The organism is Acidibrevibacterium fodinaquatile, from assembly GCF_003352165.1.
Lineage (GTDB): Bacteria > Pseudomonadota > Alphaproteobacteria > Acetobacterales > Acetobacteraceae > Acidibrevibacterium > Acidibrevibacterium fodinaquatile.
Genome location: NZ_CP029176.1, coordinates 2164810 through 2185590 on the forward strand (window position 1 = coordinate 2164810; position 20781 = coordinate 2185590).

The following is a 20781-nucleotide window of genomic DNA, read 5'->3' on the forward strand; positions in this document are numbered from 1 at the left end:
GGGCATTACGCCTGACGCGCACTCCGGCGGCGTGCGGCGGCGAAACCGGCAAGCGCGCTGCCGAGGAGAATGAGACTGGCCGGCTCGGGCACCTCGTCATAGCCGATCGCTTGGAGGGCGAGAGCTTCCGGCGAAGTCTGGCTCAAGGCGATATTCGCGCCGCTCTGAAACGCGTCCTGCACCTCCGGCGGATTGGTCGCCTGCTGGCTGGTTCCACCCCAATCCGCGAAATCGCCGGAGGAATCTTGATTGAAGGTTTCGATGCTGGTCTGCCCGCCATCGAGGGAGAAATAGGAACTGGCCGAGCCGGAGGTGGTATAGCTCGGCGTGCCGGGCGCGGCATAGCGGAACAGATCAAGCGGGCCGATGGTGGCGAGCCCGCCAATCACCGGCGCGTCCGCGACGCTGCTTGCACTCTCGCCATTGTTGGTGAGGATATTGAGGGTCGAACCCGGCCCGCCGATGCCGAGCACCTCGTCGATCTCATGCTGGATCACCGGATTTGCGGCATAGGTGCCATTACCGCCGAAGCCAGCGATATAATTGGCGCTGAGCGTGATGATCCCATCGAAAGTGCCCGGCGTCCCGCTATTGGTGGCGGCTCCCGGCGCGTTAAAGCCGAGCGCGCGCAAATCGGCGGTGGTCGCCATGATCTGCGGTGCCTGGTTGCCGGTCGCGAGATGATTATAGCCGCCAAGTTCCACCGCGTTCTGATTTGCCGTGGCATTGGCATAAAGCGCCGCGGTATAGTCTGCGTAAGGCAGAAGCCCGGTTGAGGACAGGCTCTTCCCAAGAAAGCTCGTGGGACTAGTCGTGCTGCCTTGGACCTGGAAATCGATCGCGACCGTGATCGGATTGGTGAAGGTCTGGTCGTAAAACGCAATCGCGTTGGTGATATCGCTTTCGATCGTCGCGGCATCGGCGCTGGTGGTGATCGAGGAGGAAAATGTCGGGTCGATGGTCAGCGCCTGCGCCGGCCGGGCCGCCCCGGCAAGCAGCGCAACGCTCAACAGCGGCGCCCCCCAAAAACACCCCAAGCGGATTGCACGCGAGACGAGAACAGCAGCCATTGCTAAAACTCCGAATTCGCGAGCAAGATGAGGGGCCTTGTCTCGCCCAGGGATGTCGTCTCATAACGAGAAAATCCTCTCGACGTCAATATGGTTTAATGCTTGCCTAAAAAATTCTTAAATTATTAGTTTTCGAAATAATTGCTAACGTTTTAGCGTGTGCTGAGACGCCGGCGCGCGGCTGGCCCAGCCGAGCCGTTGCAGTTCGGGGACCGTGCCCTCGCTTTCCGGCCAACCGAGGCAGAAATAGCCGACCAGCCGCCATGCCGCTGGCACATCGAGACTGGCGGCGACGGCGGCGGGATCGAGAATGGAAACCCAGCCGAGGCCGATCCCCTCGGCGCGCGCCGCAAGCCAGAGCGTGTGGATTGCCGCGACCACCGAATAGTCCGCCATCTCGGGCATGGTCTGGCGGCCGAGGCCGGCGCCCTGCTCGGTCGCGCGGTCGGAAAACGCCGCGAACTGCACCGGCGCGACATCGATTCCGGCGAGCTTGAGCCGGGCATAAAGCGCCGCCCGCTCGCCGCCATAGCCGCCGAGCGCCGCCTGGTTGCAGGCTTCGAAATTCGCGCGGACGGCGGCGCGGCGGGCGGGATCGGTGACGATGACGAAGCGCCACGGCTCGCTGAGCCCGACCGAGGGGGCGAGGCTCGCCAAAGCGAGCAGCCGCTCGAGCGTGCCCGCCGGCAGCGGATCGGGCCGAAAACGCCGCACATCGCGCCGCAGCACGAAAAGCTGCGCAAGGGTCGCGCGAAACGCGTCATCGAACCCGGCGGCATCGGCGCCGCTCAAAACAGCCGCACCCCATCGGGCAGCTTGAAGTCGGGCCGCACCAACACGACCGCGCCCTCCGCGTCGGGCAGGCCGAGCGTCAGCACCTCACTTTCGAAGGGGCCGATGCGTCGGGGTGGGAAATTCACCACGGCCAGCACTTGCCGGCCGATCAACTGATCGAGATGGTAATGCACCGTGATCTGCGCCGAGGAACGCTTGACGCCGATCTCCGGGCCGAAATCGATCCATAGCCGAAACGCGGGCTTTTTCGCCTCGGGAAACGGCTTGGCGTCGATCACCGTGCCGAGACGGATATCGAGCCGCTCGAAATCCTCGCTGGTCGCGCTCATGGCCTTGCTCCTCCGCTCCGGTTTCCGCGCCGCCGGTCCCGCTTTATATAGCGTCTTTGCCGATCACGTGCGCGAGGGAGAAACGATGCGCGATTTTCATCTGCCGGGGCGAAGCCCGGTCTATGCCACCGCCGGCATGGCGGCGACCTCGATGCCGGCGGCAACGCTCACCGCGCTCGACATCCTGCGCGCCGGCGGCAACGCGCTCGATGCCGCGATCGCCGCCGTCGCCGTGCTCGGTGTGATCGAGCCGCACTCGACCGGGATCGGCGGCGATTGCTTTTGCCTCTACGCCCCGGCGGGCAGCGGGCACGTGGTCGCGCTGAACGGCTCCGGCCGCGCCCCGGCGGCAGCGCACATCGATTTTTTCGAGAGCCAGAACCTCACCGCGCTTCCCGATCACTCACCGCACGCCGTTACCATCCCCGGCGCCGTCGCCGCTTGGGAGACGCTGCTTGCCGCGCACGGCAGCAAGGGGCTCGACGAGCTGCTGCGTCCGGCGATCCGCTTCGCCGAGGAGGGGCATCCGGTCGCGCCCCGCGTCGCCGCCGATTGGGCGGATGCGGCGGAAAAACTCCGCGTAACCGGCGCCAACGCCTTTCTCCCCAATGGCGCGGCGCCGGCGCCGGGGACGATGTTCCGCCAGCCGGCGCTAGCTGCCACCTTGCGCGCCATCGCCCGCCAAGGCGCCCGCGCTTTCTACGAGGGGGAGATCGCGCAAGACTTGGTTGCGACGCTTCGCGCGCATGGCGGGCGCCATGAGATGAGTGATTTCGCCGCCGGGCTTTCGGGGGCGGAATTCGTGACCCCGATCCACGCCGCTTGGCGCGGCTATGAGATCTGGCAATGCCCGCCCAACGGCTCGGGCCTTCTGGTGCTGATGCTGATGGGTCTCCTCGATGGCTTCCCCCCCGACCCTGAGGGGCCGCTCGGCCTTGCCCGCGTCCATCGCCACACGGAGGCAGCGCGGCTGGTCTATCGCGATCGCGATGCCTTCCTCGCCGACCCCGCCCAGGCCGATGTGCCGGTTTCGCATCTCACCAGCGCCGCCTACCTCGCCCGCCTCCGCGCCCTGATCGACCCCAGGCGGGCGATGGCGCAGCTGCCGGCGGCAGGCGAGAGCGAACTGCCGCGCCATCCCGACACGGTTTATCTTTGCGTCGTCGATCGCGACGGCAATGCTTGCAGCCTGATCAACTCGCTCTATCAGAGCTTCGGCTCTGGGATTCTCGCGGAAAAGTCCGGGGTCATGCTGCATAATCGCGGCCTCGGCTTCCGGCTCCAGCGCGGCCATCCCAACTGCATCGCACCGAACAAGCGGCCGATGCACACCATCATCCCCGGCATGTTGACGAAGGATGGCGCCGCGGTGATGCCATTCGGCGTCATGGGCGGGCATTTCCAGCCGATGGGCCAGAGCCTCCTCTTGAGCAACCTCTTCGACTATGGCCTCGACATTCAGGAAGCGCTCGATCTCGCGCGCTTCTTCCCGCAAGGCGGCAATCTCGAACTCGAACGCGGCATTCCCGAGACTCTCGCCGCCCGCCTCGCCGCCCTCGGCCATCAGCCGAGCCGGATCGAGCGCCCGCTCGGCGGCGGCCAAGCAATCATGATCGACCGCGCCCGCGGCGTGCTGATCGGTGGCTCCGATCCGCGCAAAGACGGGCTGGCATTGGGGTATTGAGCACCATGAACGAAGCCTGTGATCTCCCGGCAACCGAAGCCCGGGCGCTGATTGGCGCGAAAAAGCTCTCGCCGGTCGAACTCACCGAAAGCTGTATCGCGCGGATCGAGGCGGTCGATCATGCCGTCAACGCCATGGTCGCGCGTGATTTCGAACGCGCCCTTGATGCCGCCCGCGACGCCGAGGCCGCGGTGATGCGCGGGAACGCGCTCGGGCCGCTGCATGGGCTTCCGGTCGGGATCAAGGATCTCGAGGAGACGGCGGATCTCCGCACCACCTATGGCAGCCCGATCTATCGCGACCATGTGCCGGCGCGGGATTGCCGCATGGTCGCGGCCTTGCGCGCGGCCGGCGCGATCGTGCTCGGCAAGACCAACACCCCGGAATGGGGCGCCGGCGCCAATACCCGCAACGCCGTCTATGGCGCCACCGGCAATCCCTTCGATCCGCTGAAATCCGCCGCCGGCTCCTCTGGCGGCTCGGCGGTCGCGCTCGCGACCGGAATGGTGCCGCTGGCCTCGGGCTCCGACATGGGCGGCAGCTTGCGCAACCCGGCGGGATTTTGCGGCATCGTTGGGTTTCGCCCCTCGCCTGGTCTCGTCGCCAACGAAAAGCGCGGCCTCGGCTGGTCGCCGCTTGGCGTGCTCGGGCCGATGGCGCGCACTGTCGCCGATCTCGCGCTGATGCTTTCGGCGATGGTTTCCGATGACGCACGCGACCCGCTCGCTTACACGGTGCATGGGCGCAAAACGCGTCAAGGCGGCGATTATTTTCCCCCGCCGGCGATCGATCTCGCCGGGCTCCGCGTCGCCCTCACCGCCGATCTCGGCTTTGCGCCCACCGAACGCCACATCGCGACGGTATTTTCCGAAAAAACCACGCTGTTTCGTGGTATTTTCGCCCGCGCCGAGGATACGACACCGGATTGCGCCGGCGCCGATGAGGCTTTTGCGATCTTGCGCGCGGTCAATTTCGTCGCCGCCCATCGCGAGAAAGCGGAAAAACAGCCGGACGATGTCGGCCCCAATGTGCGCGCCAATGTCGCCGAGGGGCTGGCCTACAGCGCCGCCGACGTCGCCCGCGCCGAACTCCTGCAAACCGAGCTTTATCGCCGCTGGCAGGATTTTTTCCGCGATTACGACGTCATTCTGACACCGACGCTGACGATCAGCCCGCGCTCCTGGCGCGAGCTTTATCCCGCCGAGATCGATGGCCGGCCGACGAAAAATTACTTCCACTGGCTTGCTTTGGCCTATGCCGTCACGCTCGCGGGACACCCGGCGCTGTCACTGCCGCTCGGGTGCGATCACGCCGGCATGCCGTTTGGTCTCCAGATCATCGGCCCGCGCGGCGGCGACGCGCTGGTGCTCGCGGTCGCGCAAGCGCTCGAGCGGGCGCTTGCCGCTGATGCCCGCACCGCGCGCCCGGTCCCAGACATCGCCGCCCTCAAAGCCGCCCCGCCCCTCCGCGCGGCGGAGGGATTTCTCGGTTTCGCTTGATTTGGATTAAGGATGGCCGTCGCGTCCCTGGTATGTCACTGGGATCGTTCGCGTATGGAGAAAAAAGGCATGGTCGAGGACTGGCTGGCTCTGATCAACAACATGAACGGCGCGGTGCGCGATCTGCGCAAGGCGGCGCCGGAGACGCTGAAGGCGTTTTCCGACATGGCGCAGGCGGCGCATGGCGGCGATGGGCTCGACCACAAAACCAAGGAGCTGATCGCGCTCGCGATCGGCGTTGCGACGCGCTGCGCGCCCTGCATCGCCTATCACGCCGAAGGCGCGGTCAAGCATGGCGCGACCCGCGAGCAGGTGGCGGAGACCCTGGCGATGTCGATTTATATGGGAGCCGGCCCCTCGGTGATGTATGCCGCCGAGGCGCTGGAAGCGGTCGATCAGATGCTGGCGAAAACCGCCGCGAAGGCGTGATTTCGGCCTGGCGCTGTCTGCTCGCCGGCGTCGCTTTGGCATTGGCGTTCGCGCGACCGGCCGGCGCCGGGACGTTGGCGGCAGTGCGGGCGGCGGGTGTGCTGCGCGTCGGCCTTCCCGGCGATTATGCGCCCTTTGCGCTGGCAACGGCGGATGACTGGCGCGGCTTCGATGTCGATGTCGCGCGGGCGATGGCGGCAGCACTCGCGGTGCGGGTGGTGTTCGTGCGCACCAGCTGGCCGACGCTGATGGCCGATCTCGGCGCCGGCAAATTCGACCTCGGTGCCGGCGGCATCACCATCACCCCCGAACGCGCGGCGCAGGCGATGTTCTCCGAACCCATCCTCGCCGACGGCAAAACCCCCCTCGCCCGCTGTTCGGATGCCGCGCGTTTCGGAACCCTGGCCGCCATCGACCGCCCCGGCATCCGCGTCATCACCAATCCCGGCGGCACCAATGAAAGTTTCGATCGCGCCCATTTGCACGCGGCCACCATCGTTATCTTCCCCGACAACCGGCGCATTTTCGCGGCGCTTGCCGCCGGCGCTGCCGATCTGATGATCACCGACGCGACCGAGGCCCGCTATCAGCAGCGCGCAACGCCGGGGCTCTGCGCCGTCCATCCCGAAAAACCCTTCACGCGGAGCGAAAAAGCCTATCTCCTGCCGCAAGGTGATCGCGAATGGCGGGATTGGGTGGACGGATTTCTCACCCGCGCGCGAGAAAGCGGGAGGCTCACGCGATGGCGCCAAGCATGGCTCGGCCAATAGCGCAAAAGACCTTCTTTTTCTGAAGAAAAAGCAGCAAAAATCGGTCTTATGTAGGGCCTGTCATCAATTGAGCGAGATGACGGCAGCGAGGTGGGTGGCGGCGAGGAAATTCCGGGCGGTTTTGTCGTAACGCGTGGCGATCGCTCTAGAGCAAGGTCGGTTTTGATTGAACCATCCTGTTCCATCAAAACCGGCCAACGTGCTCGCCAAAATAGGGATAGAGCGTGATCGACTTAAACCGATGGCGCTCTAATCGGCAAGGCGATGGTTTTTTGTGGGGGCTGGCTGCTGAGCAATCGTCAGCCTCGACCACGCCGGAGCAGCGGTGCGATAGCGATGGCGAGAGCGAGCTTGACCGCTTCCGCTGGCAAGAACGGCATGAGGCCGAAAGCGAGGCTTTTGGCCGGCCCCACGATGATCGCAAGCCAGGTGAGGCCGCAGGCGAAGATCAGCACGTCCCCGAGTAGCGCCGCTGCCGCCGTTCGGAGCAGGCTACGTGTCGCGCCGCGTTCGGCAAGCGCACCGACCAGCATCACCGCCGGCAGAAACCCGATCAGATAGCCCCCGGTCGGCCCGGCAAAATAGGCAATCCCGCCGCCGCCATGGAAAACCGGCAACCCGATCGCCCCCTCGACGAAATAGGCGAGCACGGTCGCACCGCCGAGCCGTGCCCCCATGGCGAAACCAATCAGCAGCACGACCAGGGTCTGCATCGACATCGGCACCGGCCAGAACGGCACCGCGATATGGGCGGAAAGGGCGAGCAGCGCGGTCCCGATCAAGAGGCTGCCCCATCTCGCGGCGCGGCTGCGCCCGGCAAGCCAGGATGTCGTCGGGAAAATGGCAGGTTCGCTGAGCGGGCGGGGTGTCACGATCGTCTTTCTCTCCTTCTATTCCGCGGCGATCAGCCGGGAATCTCCAAGATCAATCCGTCATAAGCGGGTTCGACATGGCTCGGCAAATGATGCTTGAGCCAGCCCCAATCCATGTCGGTTCCCATATGGGTGAGCACGGTTCGGCGCACCCCGAGGGTTGCCGCCCAATCCAGCACCCGTTCGAGATGCGCATGGGTCTTGTGTGGCGCGCGCTGAAAGCAGCCGACGAGCCAGGTATCGACACCCTCGAGCACCGCGAGCGCCGCCGCATCGAGCATGACGACATCGGTCGAATAGGCGAAACCACCACAGCGAAACCCAAGCGAGGTGACAAACCCATGGTCCTGGAGAAAAACCCGTGCCGTGATCCCTGCCATCGCGACCTCGTCCCCTGGCGCGACGATTTGCGGTAGCAGAACCGGACGATAGAAAAATTGCCGCGCATCATGCGGCAGGAACGCGTATTCGAAACGGCGGCGAATTTCGCTGAGTGTCACGTCCATGCCATAAGCCGGCAGCGGGCGGTTCGCGATGCGATTCAGAATACGCACGTCATCGAGCCCGGTGATGTGATCGGCATGGGCATGGGTGTAGAGAATCGCATCGATGCGGGCGATGCCGTTGCCGAGCAACTGGCCACGCAGATCGGGGCCGGTATCGACGAGCAGGGTCTGGCCGCCGGCGCACACCGCGATGCTGGCGCGCAGCCGGCGGTTGCGCGGCTCGGCGGGATCGCAGACACCCCAATCACCGCGGCCGTCCGAGCCGCCGATCAGCGGCACACCGGCCGAGCCGCCGCAACCCAGCACCACCACCCGCATCGCCGCCGCCGTCATCGCCGCTCAACCGGTTTTCGTAAATAGCCGGCGGAAATTTTCCGTCGTGAGATGCGCAAGCGCCGCCGCGTCGAGACCGCGGATCTCGGCGAGCCGCATCGCTGTGTGCGCAACGAAGGCCGGCTCGTTGCGCTTGCCGCGATGCGGCACCGGCGCGAGATAGGGGGCATCGGTCTCGACCAGCAGCCGCTCGGCCGGAACGTCGCGCGCAATCGCGCGGATCGCCTCCGATTTCGGGAAGGTCAGCATGCCGGAAAAACTGATATAGCCGCCGAGCGCGAGCGCGGCCTCGGCGAGCGCGCGGCCGGCGCTGAAACAATGGAGGAGAAACGCGAAGGCGCCGCCCGCCGCCCATTCCTCGCGGAGGATCGCGGCGATATCGTCATCGGCGTCGCGCGCATGGATCACGAGTGGCACGCCCGCCAGGCGTGCTGCGCGGATATGAATGCGGAAACTCTCCTGCTGGCGCGGCCGGGGCGCGCGATCATAGAAATAATCGAGCCCGGATTCGCCGATCCCGACCACCTTAGGGTGGGCTGCGAGGGCGGCCAGCGCCGCTTCCTCGGCGAGCGGCGCTTCCGCGACGTGATGCGGATGGACGCCAACGGTGCACCAAAGTCCCGGATGCGCCGAGGCCAGCGCGATCAGGGCGGGGGCCTGGTCGAGCCGGGTGCTGATGCTGACCATCTCGCCGACCCCTGCCTCGCGCGCCCGGGCCAGTACGCCGGCGAGATCATCGCCCGCGAAATAATCGAGATGGCAATGCGAATCGATCAGCATCGCCCTAGCCCGCCGGCTCGACGAAGCGCGGAAAAATACCCGAGGGCGGCGGCAAGGGCGCGCCCGCCGGCAGCGCCTCGGCCAAAGCGGCGAGATCGCGCGCGTCCTCAGGGACGCCGAGCTGATCGAGCAGCCGCGCCATGCTCGCCGGCATGAAGGGCTGCAACACCGTCGCGATGACGCGGAGTGTGTCGGCAAGCACGCGCAGAACCGTGTTCATGCGCACGAGATCGGTCTTGCGCAACGCCCAGGGCGCCTGATGATCGATATAGGCATTGGCGGCGCGGACGGTTTTCCACGCTTCCTCCAGCGCCTCGTGAAAGGCAAGGCGCGCGATGCGCTCGCGCAGCAGCGCCGGAAGCCGGGCCGCGGCCTCGCGCAGCGCCGCGTCGGCGGGCGTGCTTTCGCCCAAAGCCGGCAGCCGTCCTTCGCAATGGCGCGCGATCAGAGAGAGCGTGCGTTGGGCGAGATTGCCGAGATCATTGGCGAGTTCACCGTTGAGCCGGGTGATCAGGGCGCGGCGGCTGAAATCGCCGTCATTGCCGAACGGCACCTCGCGGAGAAGAAAATAGCGCAGCGGATCAAGGCCGAATTCGCCGACCAATTCACGCGGATCGATGACGTTACCGAGCGATTTGCTCATCTTCTCGCCCTCCACCGTCCACCAGCCATGCGAATAGATGCGCCGGGGCGGGGCGATCCCGGCGGCCATCAGCATCGCCGGCCAATAAACCGCGTGAAACCGCACGATCTCCTTGCCGACGATATGAAGATCGGCCGGCCAGAAGCGCCAGCGCGGGTCGGCCTCATCGGGGAAGCCGGCGGCGGTGATGTAATTGGTCAAGGCATCGAGCCAGACATACATCACATGCGCCGGATCGCCGGGCACCGGAATGCCCCAGGTGAAGCTGGTGCGGCTGACCGAAAGATCGGTGAGCCCGCTGCGGACGAAGCTCAATACTTCGTTGCGGCGCGCGACGGGGGCGATAAAGTCCGGGTTCTGCTCATAAAAGGCGAGCAATTTTTCCTGCCAGGCGGAGAGCCGGAAGAAATAGGAGGGCTCACGCACCCATTCCACCGGCGCGCCGGTCGGCGCAAGGCGCGTGCCGTCCGGCGTGGTGACGAGTTCATCCTCGCCATAAAACGCCTCGTCACGGACCGCGTACCAGCCCTCGTAATGGCCGAGATAGATCGCGTCATTGGCGACGAGCCGCTCCCAGAGGGCGATGCAGGCGCGTTTGTGGCGCTCTTCGGTGGTGCGGATGAAGTCATCGTTGGAGACCCCCATCGCCGCCGCCATGGCGCGGAAATCTTCGGCGACGCGATCGGTGAAGCGCTGCGTGTCGAGCCCGGCCTCCGCCGCCGCTTTTTCCACTTTCTGGCCATGCTCGTCGGTGCCGGTCAGGAAAAACACCTCGAACCCGTCGAGCCGTTGCCAGCGCGCCAGCACGTCGGCCGCGATCGAGGTATAGGCGTGGCCGATATGGGGGGCGCCATTGACGTAATAGATCGGCGTCGTGAGGTAGAATTTTTTCATGCGCTCTGGCTCATAGGGTCTCGCTCATCGGGGTGCGGCGATATCGGCGGCGCGGGACAATGTCATCAAGGTGGCCTCGCGCTTGTCGAGATAAAATCGCCCGGTGTCATCGCGCAGGCGCCCAACGGCGTGCCATAGCTCCGCCCAGGCTTCAAGAGGGCGCGCGCCAAGCCAGGCCGGCGCCGCGCCGCCGCGCCCGGCCTCACGCAGCGCCCGCGCAAGGGTATCGCGCAGAAGATCGGCGAACACCTCGAAAGCGTCCTCCTCGCCGGCGAGCACGCGATCGGCGATCGCGTGGGCGCGATCCGGCGTCAGGGCGGGCAGCGCGGCCAGGGTCTCGGCCACCAGGCCGGCAAGACGCAAGCCGTCCTCCTCGGCGAGAGCCAGTGCCCGGCCGGGCGCGCCCTCGGCAAGGGCGGCAAGGCGCGCGCGCTCGGCGAGGGCGGTCTCGGGCAAGAGCTGTTCGAGCAGCCCCTCCATCACCGGCAGAGCGAGCGGGGCGAGACGAAGGATGCGGCAGCGGCTGCGCAGCGTCGGCAACAGCCGCCCCGGCGCACTGCAGACGAGCAGCAGAAGCGCCCGCGGCGGCGGCTCCTCGAGCAGCTTGAGCAAAGCATTGGCGGCGTTGCGGTTCAGCCCTTCGGCGCCATCCACCACCACGACGCGCCAGCCGCCCTCGGCCGGCGTCAGACGCAGAAAGCCGCCGAGCGCGCGCACATCATCGACCAAAATCTCGCGACGCTGGCGGCGGCGCTTGTCATCGAAGCCGCGTTCGATGGTGAGGAGATCGGCGTGGCTGCCGGCAGCGACGCGGCGGAACACCGGATGCGCGGGATCGAGCGCGAGACTTGCCGCCTCCCCGGCTCGGCCATGCGGCGCCGGCGCCCCGGCGAGCAGCCAGCGGGTGAAACGAAACGCGAGCGTCGCTTTGCCGATCCCCGCCGGCCCGGCAATCAGCCAGGCATGATGCAGGCGGCCGGCGCGCACCGCCTCGACCAATGCCGCCTCTGCCGCCGCATGGCCGAGAAGCCAAGGATTGGCACGCGGCGCGGGGGCGGCGTCGGTCACAGCGAAAGCCCGAGCCGCGCCCGCACGGCCTCGACAATCCGCGCGGCGATGCGGGCTTCCTCGTCGTCGGCGGGGATCACGACGCAACGCTCGGGATCGGCATCGGCAATGGCGCGAAACCCCTCCCGCACGCGGGCGAAAAACGCGGCGCCGAGCCGCTCATAGCGATCCGCGCCGGCGCCGCGCGCGGCAAGCCTCGCCCGGCTCACCGCCGGCGCGAGATCGAGAACGAGCGTAAGATCGGGGCGCAGATCGATCACCCCGGCGAGCGTTGCGATCGCCTGCAGATCGCAGCCCTGGCCGTACCCCTGATAGGCGAGCGTCGAATCGGCGAAACGGTCGCAAACGACATGGGTTCCGCCGTCGCGCGCCGGCCGGATCACCTTCGCGACATGCTCGGCGCGGGCGGCGCCGTGGAGCAGCGTCTCAGCAAGCGGCGTCCAGGTGAGCGCGGGATCGAGCAGAAGAGCGCGCAGCCGCTCCGCTTCCGCCGTGCCGCCGGGCTCACGCGTTGCAAGAACAGGCAAGCCGGCCCGCGCGAAGGACGCGGCGAGCAGGCGCGCCTGGGTCGATTTTCCCGCCCCCTCGCCGCCTTCCAAGGTGATGAAAAAGCCGCGCGCCATGCCGGGCCCTGCTCAGCCGCCGGTCAGATAATGGGTCAACACCGCGAGCGCCCGGTTCGGGAGCGCGAGACGCGGCACGTCATCGGCGGCATGGAGCGGGATTTCCATCGCCGGCACGCCCTGACCCGAGAGCGTGAGCTTGCCGACCACCGCCCCTTTCGCCACCGGTGCTGCGAGCGGCGCCGTATATTGCGCGGTGAGCTTCGCTTTGTTTTGCCATTGCCGCGGCATCGTCACCACGACATCGCGCCCGGTGACGAGGGCGACCGAGGGCGCGGCGCCGAGCCAGACCGGGGCGCGATCGACCGGGTCATTGGCGGCAAGCAGGGTCACGTCCTCGAACTCGCGGAACGCCCATTCCATCAGCCGCTCGGCTTCCTCGCCGCGCTGATGCGAGGTTTCCATGCCGTTCAGCACCAGGATCACCCGCCGCCCGGCGCGCTCGGTGCTGGCGACGACGCCATAGCCGCCGGCATCGGTGTGCCCGGTCTTGAGCCCGTCGGCGATGCCCTTTTGCACCAGCGGGTTGCGATTATATTGCTCTATATTATTGTATTTGAAAGTTTTTTCTGAGTCGTAGTGATAATATTCAGGAAAATTGCGGATCAAGGCGGCGGCCAGCGTCGCAATGTCGCGGCAGGACATGACATGGCCGGGATCGGGCAGCCCGGTGCAATTCTTGAACACCGAACGGGTTAGGCCGAGATCTTTCGCGCGCTGGTTCATGAGATCGACGAATTGTTCCTCAGAGCCCGCGATCGCCTCGGCGAACACGATGCAGGCATCGTTCCCGGAATCGACGACGACGCCGCGGATCAGATCCTCGACGCGGACGCTGCCCGGGTAAGGCACGAACATCTTCGACCCGCCGGTGCGCCAGGCGCGCTCGCTCACCGGCAACATCTGATCGAGCTGCAAGCGTCCCGCTTTGAGCATGCCGTAGACGATGTAGATCGTCATCAGCTTGGTCATCGAGGACGGTACCATCGCAACGTCGGCGTCCTTGTCGAGCAGATCGGCGCCGGTGGTGTAATCGGTCGCGAAAGCCCAGCGCGCCGCGGTATCGACCGGGCCGAGCGGGGTCGTCGCCGGCGTCGTCGGGGGGGCTGGCGCGGCGGGGGCCGGCGCCGCATGTTTGGGCTTTGGCGCCGCGGCAAGTGGGCCGGCGGCGGCACCAAAAGTGACGCTGGCCAACAGCAAAAAGCGGCGGCTCACCATGGCGCGGGCTCCCGTTCTCAAGGCGTATCGATCACGATGACGGCGCCGGTGACGCCGGCCTGCAATACTTTCGCCAGCGCCTGATCGGCCTCCGCGACGGAGGCGAGCGGGCCGACGCGCACGATATCGCTTTCCTGCCCCTCGACCAACCGACGCTCGACCCGCGCCGGCAGGCCGACGAGCCTGGCCTGCTCGCGATAGGCGTATTCGGCGCTGCTGAACGTGCCGCAGTCGATATAGAGGCGGCCGGGATCGGGCGGGCCCTGGCTCACGCTCGGCGGCAGATGCAGCGGCACCGCGAGCTTGCCGACCGCCAGCGGATCGACGCCGGCGGCGGGGGAAACGGGGCGTGGGGCGCCTGGCGCCGCCGGCGAGCCGCCATTCGGCGGCGGCAGATCGGTGGCCTCGACGGAATCGCGCGGCGCCGCCGCGACCTGGGCGTTGAGATGCCCGCCCATCTCCTCGGCCAGCGCCATGCTCTCGGCGGCATCGAGTTCGACCCGGATCTGAGCGACGCCCGAGGCCGGAAAACCCAGCAATTCCGCAACCTTAGGCGTCACGGAAAGCAGCCGTCCGGGATTCGCAGGCCCCCGGTCATTGATCCGCACCACCACTTGGCGGCCGGTTTCGAGATCAGTCAGCCGCGCGATCGCCGGCAATTGCAGGGTTTGATGCGCCGCCGCCATGGCGCCAGGATCGTAGCGTTCGCCATCCGCGGTCAGGGCCGCGTGATCGGCGGGATCGACGCTGGCAAGGCCGCTCGCCTGATAATGGAAACGTTCCTCGGGATAATACCAGACCCCGCCGGCTTGATAGGGCTTGCCGACGACGTAATGCGGGCTTTCGATCGGTGGCGTCGCGCCACCATGAAAAAGTCTCGCGAAAAAGCTTTTCAGCGCCGAGATCCCGGAATTCCCGGACTGATCGGCGCCGGCCGGGCCACAGCCGGCAAGCAGCACCAACGCCACCAAAGCCGCGCGCTTCATCCCCTCACCTTTTCGCTCAACAACCCCACCACTAGCGCATAGAAATCCGATGCATTGTAGGATTTTATCACCTGGAAGTTGGATGAGACCAGAAAAGCTTCGCCGGCGGCGGGTAGCGTGAGGCGGGCGCTCGCGTCGGGATCGGCGAAATCGCCGCCGCGCGGGGCAACGCCGAGCGCTTGCCACTCGGAAAACCGCCGCGCGCCGGCATGCGCCGCATCGAGATCAGGCGGCAGGACCACCGCCTGGCCCCAGCCGGCGCCGTGCACCCAGCCATGGTCAGCGAGATAACGGGCGATCGAGGCCAGAACATCGGCGGTATCGGTCCAGATGTCGCACACGCCATCGCCATTGAAATCAACGCCATAGCGCCGATACGCGCTCGGCATGAATTGCGGCTGGCCCATCGCGCCGGCATAGCTGCCGGTGAGCCGCGACGGCGCCATGCCGCCCTCGATGATGCGCAAGGCGGCGATCAGCTCGCCGGTGAACAGCGCCGCCCGCCGCCCCTCCCAGGCCAACGTCGCGAGCGCCGGGATCGTCGGAAAATCACCCGTGTAGGTCCCGTAATTCGATTCCAACCCCCAGATCGCGACGATCACCGAAGGCGGCACGCCATAAGCAGTCTCGACATCGCGGAGCAGCGCCCGATGCCGCGCCATCGCCGCCCGCCCGGCGGCAATGCGCGCCGGCGACAGCCGGCTCGCGGCATAGTGCGCCCAGGTTTGGGTGAATTCCGGCTGGCGGCGGTCGAGCGCGATCACCCGCAGGTCGGGGCTTACGCCGGCGAGCGCACGATCGAGCGTCGCGCGGCCAATGCCGGCGGCGATCGCTTTTGCGCGGAATTGCGCGAGAAAATGCGAAAAATTACCATCGGCGCGCGCCACCCGCGGCGTCACAGTGAGCGCCCAGGGCGAAGCCGCAAGCAAGAATCGGCGGGAAATCATGCCCCTTCCTCTGCCACAGCAGCGCCCGCTCCGCCATTCCCGCCGAGCCGCTTGGCAAGCAGGGCGGAAATGCGCGAAAGATGGGGGAATGTCAGAAAGCCGAGGGAACGTGCCATGGGTCTTACCGCTGATCTCTCCCGTTTCACCGCCGCGATCCGGCTCGAGCGCCTGCCGCCCGCCGTCGTCGCCCGCGCGCGCCTGCTCGTGCTCGATCTCATCGGCAACATCGTCCGCGCCCGGCATGACGCCGAAAGCACGCCGGCGCTGCTCGCCGCCAGCCGCGCGCTCGGCCTCGCCGCCGGCAATGCCGGGGTCTTCGGCGACTCGGCGCGCTACACGCCGGCGGGGGCTGCGCTGCTCAATGGCGCGCTCGGCCACTCGCTCGATTTTGACGACACGCACGCCGCCGGCTCGCTCCATCCCGGCGCGCCGGTGATCCCGGCGGCACTGGCGGCGGCCGAAATGGCGGGGGCGAGCGGAGCGGAGACGCTGGCCGCGATCATCGCCGGCTATGAAATCACCTGCCGCATCGCCCTCGCCCTCCCCGCTAGCGCCCATTACGATCGCGGCTTTCACCCGACCGCGACCTGCGGCGCGTTTGGCGCGGCGGCGGCGGCGGCGCGGGTGTTCGGGCTCGATGCCGATGGGGTGGCGTCCGCGTTCGGCATCGCGCTTAGCCAATGCGCCGGCAGCCTACAGTTTCTTGCCAATGGCGCCTGGACCAAGCGGTTTCAGGTCGGCTGGGCGGCGATGGCCGGGCTCAGCGCCGCAACGCTTGCGCGGGAGGGGTTCAAGGGTGCGGCCGAGGCGTTCGAGGGCAAACACGGGTTTCTTGCCGCCTATGCCCCCGCCCCCGATCCGGCGCGCGCGCTCGCCGGCCTCGGGGAGGCGTTCGAGCTGATGCAAACCGCGGTCAAGCCCTATCCGTCCTGCCGCTATGGCCATGCCGGGATCGATGCGGCGCTCGCGCTCCGTGCCAAATATGGGCTCAAACCCGCCGACATCGAGGCGGTGACGCTCGGCCTGCCGCGCGCTGGCATGCTGCTGATCGGGGCGCCGCTCGCAAAGAAGCGCGATCCGCAAAATGTCGTCGATGGTCAGTTCAGCGGCCCGTTCGTGATCGCCTGCGCCCTTGCCCGCGGCGCGATGGGCTGGGACAGCTATCGCTTGCTCGACGACCCCGAGATCCGCGCCCTGATGGCCCGCGTGACGCCGGTCGAGGATCCCGAGATCGAGGCCGAATTCCCGCGTTTCATGGCCGGGCGGGTGACGGTGACCGCCGGCGGGCGGGCGTATTCCGAAAAAATCGTCATTGCCCGTGGCGAGCCGGAGAATTTTCCGACCGAAGCCGAACTCCGCGCCAAATTCGCCGGCCTCGCCGATGCCGTGCTCGGGGCCGAGCGGGCGGCGCGGCTCGCCGATGCGGCGCTTGCGATCGACAGTGCCGGCGAGGTCGCGGGTCTCATGCGCCTTGCTTCGCCGCTGATGGCGGCGCGGCTCGCCGGCGAGTGACCCAATCCCCCACCCCGAAAGGACGCCCATGATCCACGTTATCGCCATCATCACCGCGAAACCCGGCCAGCGCGAGAACATCCTCGCGGCCTTTCGCGCCAATATCCCGCTGGTGCGGGCGGAGGCCGGCTGCCTCGAATATGGCCCGGCGATCGACGCCGAGGGGATGGGCCGGATTCAGACTCCGTTCGGCCCCGATACCTTCGTCGTGATCGAGAAATGGGAGAGCCGCGAGGCGCTGGCCGCCCACGCCGCGGCGCCGCACATGGCCGCCTATGCCGCGAAAACCAAGGAGTGGATCGCAAGCCGCGTCATCCATGTCCTCGAACCCGTCTGAGGCTTGCCCACCGCGACCATGTGCCCGCCTGCCCCGCCCGCCGCGCGCAACCGCTTCGTCCGCGCCCGCGATGACCGCCAAGGCGAGATCGCCGAGGATTATGTCGAGCTGATCGATGATCTCATCCGCGAGCGCGGAGAGGCGCGGGCCGCCGAAATCGCGCGCGCCCTCGGCGTCTCGCATGTCACGGTGATCCGCACCGTCGGGCGGCTCGCGCGCGATGGGCTGGTCGAAACCGAGCCCTATAGCGCCGTTTTGCTCACCGAGGCTGGGCGGGCGCTGGCGCAGCGGGCGCGGGCGCGCCACGAAATCGTCGCCGGATTTTTGCAGGCGATCGGCGTCGATGAGGCGACGGCGCGGGAAGACGCCGAGGGCATGGAACATCACGCCAGCGAGACGACCCTGCGGGCCATGCAAAAAATGATGAATTATCTCCGAAAAGCTGGCAAGCTCGGGGGCTGACATCACCGAGGAGAGAGGCATGCGGCGGGTCGTCTTCGTCGGCAACTGTCAGGCCCAAGCGTTGACGGACGCCTTTAACCGATTTGTCGCGCCGTTTACCGGAGAGCGGGCGTTTCACGTCCCGGCCTTTCGTGACAATGATGAGGCCCATCGCGCGGCGTTGGAACGCGCCGATGTCATTGTCGAGCTGGTGTTCGATTTCTCGCGACGCAGCGATCCCGCCGATCTCGGCCTTACGGCGCCGGTGATCGCGGTGCCCTATGTCAATTGCCAGTTCCTCTGGCCTTATGCGTATGAGGCGCATCCCCGCAGCGCGCGGAGCGAATTTTCGGACTCCGGCCCCTACCCGATCCAATTGAGTGACGCTTTTCTCAACCGGCTGATGCGCGAGGAGGTGCCGGAAGAGGAAGCGGCGGCGCGCTATCTCGATCTCGATATCAATCAAAAAGTGAGATTGGATCGCAGATTGGAGATGACTCTCGCGCTGCAACGCCAGCGTGACGAGAAAACCGGCTTCGCGGTCGCCGATCTGATGGAGCGCTATTTCCGTGAGGAGCCGATTTTTCTTACCCCCTATCATCCCAGCCGGCGGATTTTTCTCCATGTCGTCGAACGCTGTTTTGCGCGGCTCGGGGTTGCCGAGCATCTGATCGCCCGCCTGCCCCGTCTCATCCGCCGCAGCTTGTTCCTGCAGGATGCGCTGCCGGTGCATCCGCGTCTCGCCGCGCATTTCGGCCTCGTTTGGGCGAATGAGGCGACACGTTATCCGTTCTGGCTCGATGGTGATTTCACCTTCGCCGAATTCATCGGCCGCTATCTGCGCTTTGACTGGTGCGAGGATTTTGCCCGTGGCCATTACCACGCCCGCCAGGGGCAAAACGCCGAGGCGATCGCGCGGCTGCGCGCCGGGCTTGGCGCGTATCCGGAGGCCGATCGCGCCTGGGTGCTGCTCAGCCATGTTTACACCGCCGAGGGCGCGCTGCCCGAGGCGCTGGCGGCGGCGCGGGAAGCGGTTTCGCGCAACCCGCGTGATGGCGAATATTTCGCCCATCTCGGCAATCTCCTCACCAACGCCGGGGAGGTCGCATCGGCGCGCGTGGCTTATGAGCGGGCGGTGGCGCTGGAGCCGGAACACACGCCCTGGCTGCGGCTGCTGGCCTTGCATTGGGAGCGACAAGGGAGGCGGGCGGAGGCCGGGGCGCTGGTCGCGACGCTCGCGGACAAAGACCCGCTCGATTATGAGCTTCACGTGCAGCGCGGCCATTTGCTTGCCGGGCGGGGAGATAGCGCCGGCGCGGTCATGGCGTTTTCGCACGCCCTCGGCCTCGCGCCACATATCGAGGGGGTGCGCGCGGCGCGGAGCCATACTCTGGCGGCGCTCGAGCGGTGGGAGGAAGCGATCGCCGATGCCCGCGCGGCGCTGGCGGAGACGCCGGAGAACCGCGATCTTCGCCGCCATCTCGGCAATCTCCTGCGGGCGAGCGGGGACGCGGCCGGCGCGGAAGCGGTGTTTCGTGAGGCGATCCGCGCTGATCCCAGCGACCCCGAACCCTATCGCGGCCTCGCCGCCGCACTCGCGGCGCAGGGGCGCGAGGAAGCGGCGGCACGGCTTTCGGCCTCCATCGCCTGCGCCTTCGAAGGCGCGGCACCGCCGGATGAATTAGTGGCTCTGGCGGAGGCACAGGCATTGTTCGAAGTTAAACGTGCTCTACTCTTAGCTGGGCAAGCTCTTTTCTATGCGAATGACTTCATTTCAGCTTCCGCAGCCTTCCGTGCGCTTGCGGATCATCCCAAAGCCTTATTTTGGCTTTCACGGTCCGAAGCTCAGATTGGAAACGGCGCAGCCGCCATTGAGGCGGCTTGGATGGCCGTTTCACTCGCCCCACATGAGGCCGAATTTTTTGGCCATCTCGGCCATCTTCTTGCCGCGCACCGCAAGATGGCGGAGGCAGAGCGAGCGTTCCGTCACGCGCTATTTCTGGAGCCAGGGCGGAAAGGCGTGCATGGTCCGCTGAGTCACACCCTTTACGCTCTTGAGCGCAAGGCTGAAGCAATTGAGGTTGCCCGTGCCGGTCTCAACATTCACCCCGATGACAGCGAGATTGGCAGTCTTTTGAACCATTTGCAACTACCGGAGATTAAATCCATGACTCCAAACAATGATGTCAGCTTTGTTGATGATGTTAATTTCCCCAACCAAGAATGCTTTGAAGATGCGCACATAAATCGGAATCTGTACGCAAAAAAAATAGTTGAAATCAGTATGTATAACAAAATAATAAAGAAGAGTAATTTTATCGATAATTATTGTAAAGAGATTAATATAGTTCAATTTTGGGACTCTCTGGACCCACCGTCAGATGTGCTGGAATTAATAGCGGCTTGGCGTGCGTCCGTCTCACCTGGCTCTCATCTATTATTTAACGAATCATCCGCATTAAAATTCATATTGGATAATTTTCCCCCGAAATATGCTGAGGCATTTGAGCATTGTTTTCATCCGGCCATGAAGTCTGATTTGTTCCGCCTCGCGTATTTATATGTCAATGGCGGCATATACATCGATGCCGACGATAGTATAATAGCGCCTATACCAAATATAAATTTCGAAAAATCTGAATTTATCTGCATTTCTCCGTGTATTGCGCATTGGGGATATGAAAATGGAGAGGTCGTCAATTATGTTTCTGTAAATTCATTAGAATATTTTAATAATAAAGACAAGTACAAAGATTTTTTTTGTTATTTTTATAATAGCCCTATAATTGCAAGCAAAAAAAAACTACATAATAAAAGTTGCCTTGATTAAGTCTATAAATCATATTTTGCAATTAAAAAAAGAAGGGATAAAGAAAACTGATGTTCATGTTGTAACTGGTCCAGATAGTTTTACAATTTCTGTAATATCAGCAGTTAATTATAGCAAAATTTGTAAAATTTCCTGTCCAGAAATTTATATTATTGACGATTGGAACGAAAAATATATTAGAATTATGAACCACCTTGAGTATAAAAATGATATGA

At 65.3% G+C, this 20781-nt stretch carries 20 protein-coding genes; 8 read left to right on the plus strand and 12 right to left on the minus strand.

Annotation, left to right across the window (positions count from 1 at the left end; genetic code table 11):
* Window positions 1–5: 5 nt before the first annotated feature.
* From DEF76_RS10400 to DEF76_RS10410, 3 genes are all read right to left on the minus strand, one after another.
* Window positions 6–1070, minus strand: coding sequence for an NF038122 family metalloprotease (locus DEF76_RS10400; protein WP_114912276.1), 1065 nt, complete (start codon window positions 1068–1070; stop codon window positions 6–8).
* A gap of 144 nt (window positions 1071–1214) precedes the next feature.
* A complete protein-coding gene (bluB, locus tag DEF76_RS10405; RefSeq protein ID WP_114912277.1) occupies window positions 1215–1862 on the minus strand; it encodes a 5,6-dimethylbenzimidazole synthase in 648 nt (215 codons plus the stop codon).
* Window positions 1859–2194, minus strand: a complete 336-nt coding sequence (locus DEF76_RS10410; RefSeq protein ID WP_114912278.1) for a tRNA-binding protein — start codon at window positions 2192–2194, stop codon at window positions 1859–1861. The genes bluB and DEF76_RS10410 overlap by 4 nt, the downstream gene beginning before the upstream one ends.
* 85 nt (window positions 2195–2279) lie before the next feature.
* Between DEF76_RS10410 and DEF76_RS10415 the strand changes: the two genes are divergently transcribed.
* Genes DEF76_RS10415 through DEF76_RS10430 form a run of 4 tightly spaced genes read left to right on the plus strand, consistent with a single transcriptional unit; the run spans window position 2280 to window position 6576 of the window.
* Complete coding sequence (locus tag DEF76_RS10415; RefSeq protein WP_114913813.1) at window positions 2280–3878, plus strand: gamma-glutamyltransferase family protein; 1599 nt, start codon at window positions 2280–2282, stop codon at window positions 3876–3878.
* Between the two features lie 5 nt (window positions 3879–3883).
* Entirely contained in the window at window positions 3884–5377 is a 1494-nt protein-coding gene (locus tag DEF76_RS10420) for an amidase (RefSeq protein WP_114912279.1), read from the plus strand.
* Window positions 5378–5431: 54 nt separating this feature from the next.
* Window positions 5432–5806: a carboxymuconolactone decarboxylase family protein gene (locus tag DEF76_RS10425; RefSeq protein WP_456303830.1), complete on the plus strand. Its 375-nt coding sequence runs from the start codon at window positions 5432–5434 to the stop codon at window positions 5804–5806.
* Window positions 5803–6576, plus strand: a complete 774-nt coding sequence (locus DEF76_RS10430; RefSeq protein ID WP_114912280.1) for a transporter substrate-binding domain-containing protein — start codon at window positions 5803–5805, stop codon at window positions 6574–6576. Before DEF76_RS10425 ends, DEF76_RS10430 begins: the two co-directional genes overlap by 4 nt.
* Window positions 6577–6875: 299 nt before the next feature.
* Here the strand turns inward: DEF76_RS10430 and DEF76_RS10440 are convergent, their stop codons facing one another.
* The 9 genes from DEF76_RS10440 to DEF76_RS10480 are packed head-to-tail and all read right to left on the minus strand — an operon-like array spanning window position 6876 to window position 15446.
* Window positions 6876–7448, minus strand: a complete 573-nt coding sequence (locus DEF76_RS10440) for a biotin transporter BioY (protein ID WP_205215979.1) — start codon at window positions 7446–7448, stop codon at window positions 6876–6878.
* Between the two features lie 32 nt (window positions 7449–7480).
* On the minus strand, window positions 7481–8287 hold the full coding sequence (locus DEF76_RS10445) for an MBL fold metallo-hydrolase (protein WP_408842070.1): 807 nt from the start codon (window positions 8285–8287) through the stop codon (window positions 7481–7483).
* Window positions 8288–8293: 6 nt separating this feature from the next.
* Window positions 8294–9067 carry a TatD family hydrolase gene (locus tag DEF76_RS10450; protein WP_114912281.1) on the minus strand — a complete coding sequence of 258 codons (774 nt, stop codon included), beginning with the start codon at window positions 9065–9067 and terminating at the stop codon, window positions 8294–8296.
* 4 nt (window positions 9068–9071) lie between these two features.
* On the minus strand, window positions 9072–10604 hold the full coding sequence (gene metG, locus DEF76_RS10455; protein ID WP_114912282.1) for a methionine--tRNA ligase: 1533 nt from the start codon (window positions 10602–10604) through the stop codon (window positions 9072–9074).
* 24 nt (window positions 10605–10628) lie between these two features.
* A complete protein-coding gene (locus DEF76_RS10460; protein ID WP_114912283.1) occupies window positions 10629–11672 on the minus strand; it encodes a DNA polymerase III subunit delta' in 1044 nt (347 codons plus the stop codon).
* Window positions 11669–12295 carry a dTMP kinase gene (tmk, locus tag DEF76_RS10465; protein WP_114912284.1) on the minus strand — a complete coding sequence of 209 codons (627 nt, stop codon included), beginning with the start codon at window positions 12293–12295 and terminating at the stop codon, window positions 11669–11671. The genes DEF76_RS10460 and tmk overlap by 4 nt, the downstream gene beginning before the upstream one ends.
* Before the next feature lie 12 nt (window positions 12296–12307).
* Window positions 12308–13513 carry a D-alanyl-D-alanine carboxypeptidase family protein gene (locus DEF76_RS10470; protein WP_114912285.1) on the minus strand — a complete coding sequence of 402 codons (1206 nt, stop codon included), beginning with the start codon at window positions 13511–13513 and terminating at the stop codon, window positions 12308–12310.
* 17 nt (window positions 13514–13530) lie between these two features.
* Window positions 13531–14499 (minus strand): septal ring lytic transglycosylase RlpA family protein, encoded by a 969-nt coding sequence (locus DEF76_RS10475; protein ID WP_114912286.1) that lies wholly within the window; start codon window positions 14497–14499, stop codon window positions 13531–13533.
* Window positions 14496–15446, minus strand: coding sequence for a lytic murein transglycosylase (locus DEF76_RS10480; protein ID WP_114912287.1), 951 nt, complete (start codon window positions 15444–15446; stop codon window positions 14496–14498). Before DEF76_RS10480 ends, DEF76_RS10475 begins: the two co-directional genes overlap by 4 nt.
* Before the next feature lie 114 nt (window positions 15447–15560).
* Here DEF76_RS10480 and DEF76_RS10485 point away from each other — a divergent pair, with 114 nt between their 5' ends.
* From DEF76_RS10485 to DEF76_RS10500, 4 genes are read left to right on the plus strand one after another with little or no spacing between them, the layout of a single operon-like run.
* Window positions 15561–16958: an MmgE/PrpD family protein gene (locus DEF76_RS10485; protein WP_114912288.1), complete on the plus strand. Its 1398-nt coding sequence runs from the start codon at window positions 15561–15563 to the stop codon at window positions 16956–16958.
* 28 nt (window positions 16959–16986) lie between these two features.
* On the plus strand, window positions 16987–17295 hold the full coding sequence (locus DEF76_RS10490) for a putative quinol monooxygenase (RefSeq protein WP_114912289.1): 309 nt from the start codon (window positions 16987–16989) through the stop codon (window positions 17293–17295).
* Between the two features lie 18 nt (window positions 17296–17313).
* Complete coding sequence (gene mntR / locus DEF76_RS10495; RefSeq protein ID WP_114912290.1) at window positions 17314–17757, plus strand: manganese-binding transcriptional regulator MntR; 444 nt, start codon at window positions 17314–17316, stop codon at window positions 17755–17757.
* Window positions 17758–17776: 19 nt separating this feature from the next.
* A complete protein-coding gene (locus DEF76_RS10500; RefSeq protein WP_114912291.1) occupies window positions 17777–20566 on the plus strand; it encodes a WcbI family polysaccharide biosynthesis putative acetyltransferase in 2790 nt (929 codons plus the stop codon).
* Window positions 20567–20781 lie beyond the last annotated feature (215 nt).

Coding starts and splice junctions, on each gene's coding strand:
- DEF76_RS10500 (WP_114912291.1), top strand. CDS start 17,777: ATGCGGCGGGTCGTCTTCGTCGGCAACTGTCAGGCCCAAGCGTTGACG.
- DEF76_RS10410 (WP_114912278.1), bottom strand. CDS start 2,194: ATGAGCGCGACCAGCGAGGATTTCGAGCGGCTCGATATCCGTCTCGGC.
- DEF76_RS10415 (WP_114913813.1), top strand. CDS start 2,280: ATGCGCGATTTTCATCTGCCGGGGCGAAGCCCGGTCTATGCCACCGCC.
- DEF76_RS10400 (WP_114912276.1), bottom strand. CDS start 1,070: ATGGCTGCTGTTCTCGTCTCGCGTGCAATCCGCTTGGGGTGTTTTTGG.
- DEF76_RS10445 (WP_408842070.1), bottom strand. CDS start 8,287: ATGACGGCGGCGGCGATGCGGGTGGTGGTGCTGGGTTGCGGCGGCTCG.
- DEF76_RS10420 (WP_114912279.1), top strand. CDS start 3,884: ATGAACGAAGCCTGTGATCTCCCGGCAACCGAAGCCCGGGCGCTGATT.
- DEF76_RS10450 (WP_114912281.1), bottom strand. CDS start 9,067: ATGCTGATCGATTCGCATTGCCATCTCGATTATTTCGCGGGCGATGAT.
- DEF76_RS10470 (WP_114912285.1), bottom strand. CDS start 13,513: ATGGTGAGCCGCCGCTTTTTGCTGTTGGCCAGCGTCACTTTTGGTGCC.
- metG (WP_114912282.1), bottom strand. CDS start 10,604: ATGAAAAAATTCTACCTCACGACGCCGATCTATTACGTCAATGGCGCC.
- DEF76_RS10490 (WP_114912289.1), top strand. CDS start 16,987: ATGATCCACGTTATCGCCATCATCACCGCGAAACCCGGCCAGCGCGAG.
- tmk (WP_114912284.1), bottom strand. CDS start 12,295: ATGGCGCGCGGCTTTTTCATCACCTTGGAAGGCGGCGAGGGGGCGGGA.
- DEF76_RS10485 (WP_114912288.1), top strand. CDS start 15,561: ATGGGTCTTACCGCTGATCTCTCCCGTTTCACCGCCGCGATCCGGCTC.
- mntR (WP_114912290.1), top strand. CDS start 17,314: ATGTGCCCGCCTGCCCCGCCCGCCGCGCGCAACCGCTTCGTCCGCGCC.
- DEF76_RS10475 (WP_114912286.1), bottom strand. CDS start 14,499: ATGAAGCGCGCGGCTTTGGTGGCGTTGGTGCTGCTTGCCGGCTGTGGC.
- DEF76_RS10480 (WP_114912287.1), bottom strand. CDS start 15,446: ATGATTTCCCGCCGATTCTTGCTTGCGGCTTCGCCCTGGGCGCTCACT.
- DEF76_RS10425 (WP_456303830.1), top strand. CDS start 5,432: ATGGAGAAAAAAGGCATGGTCGAGGACTGGCTGGCTCTGATCAACAAC.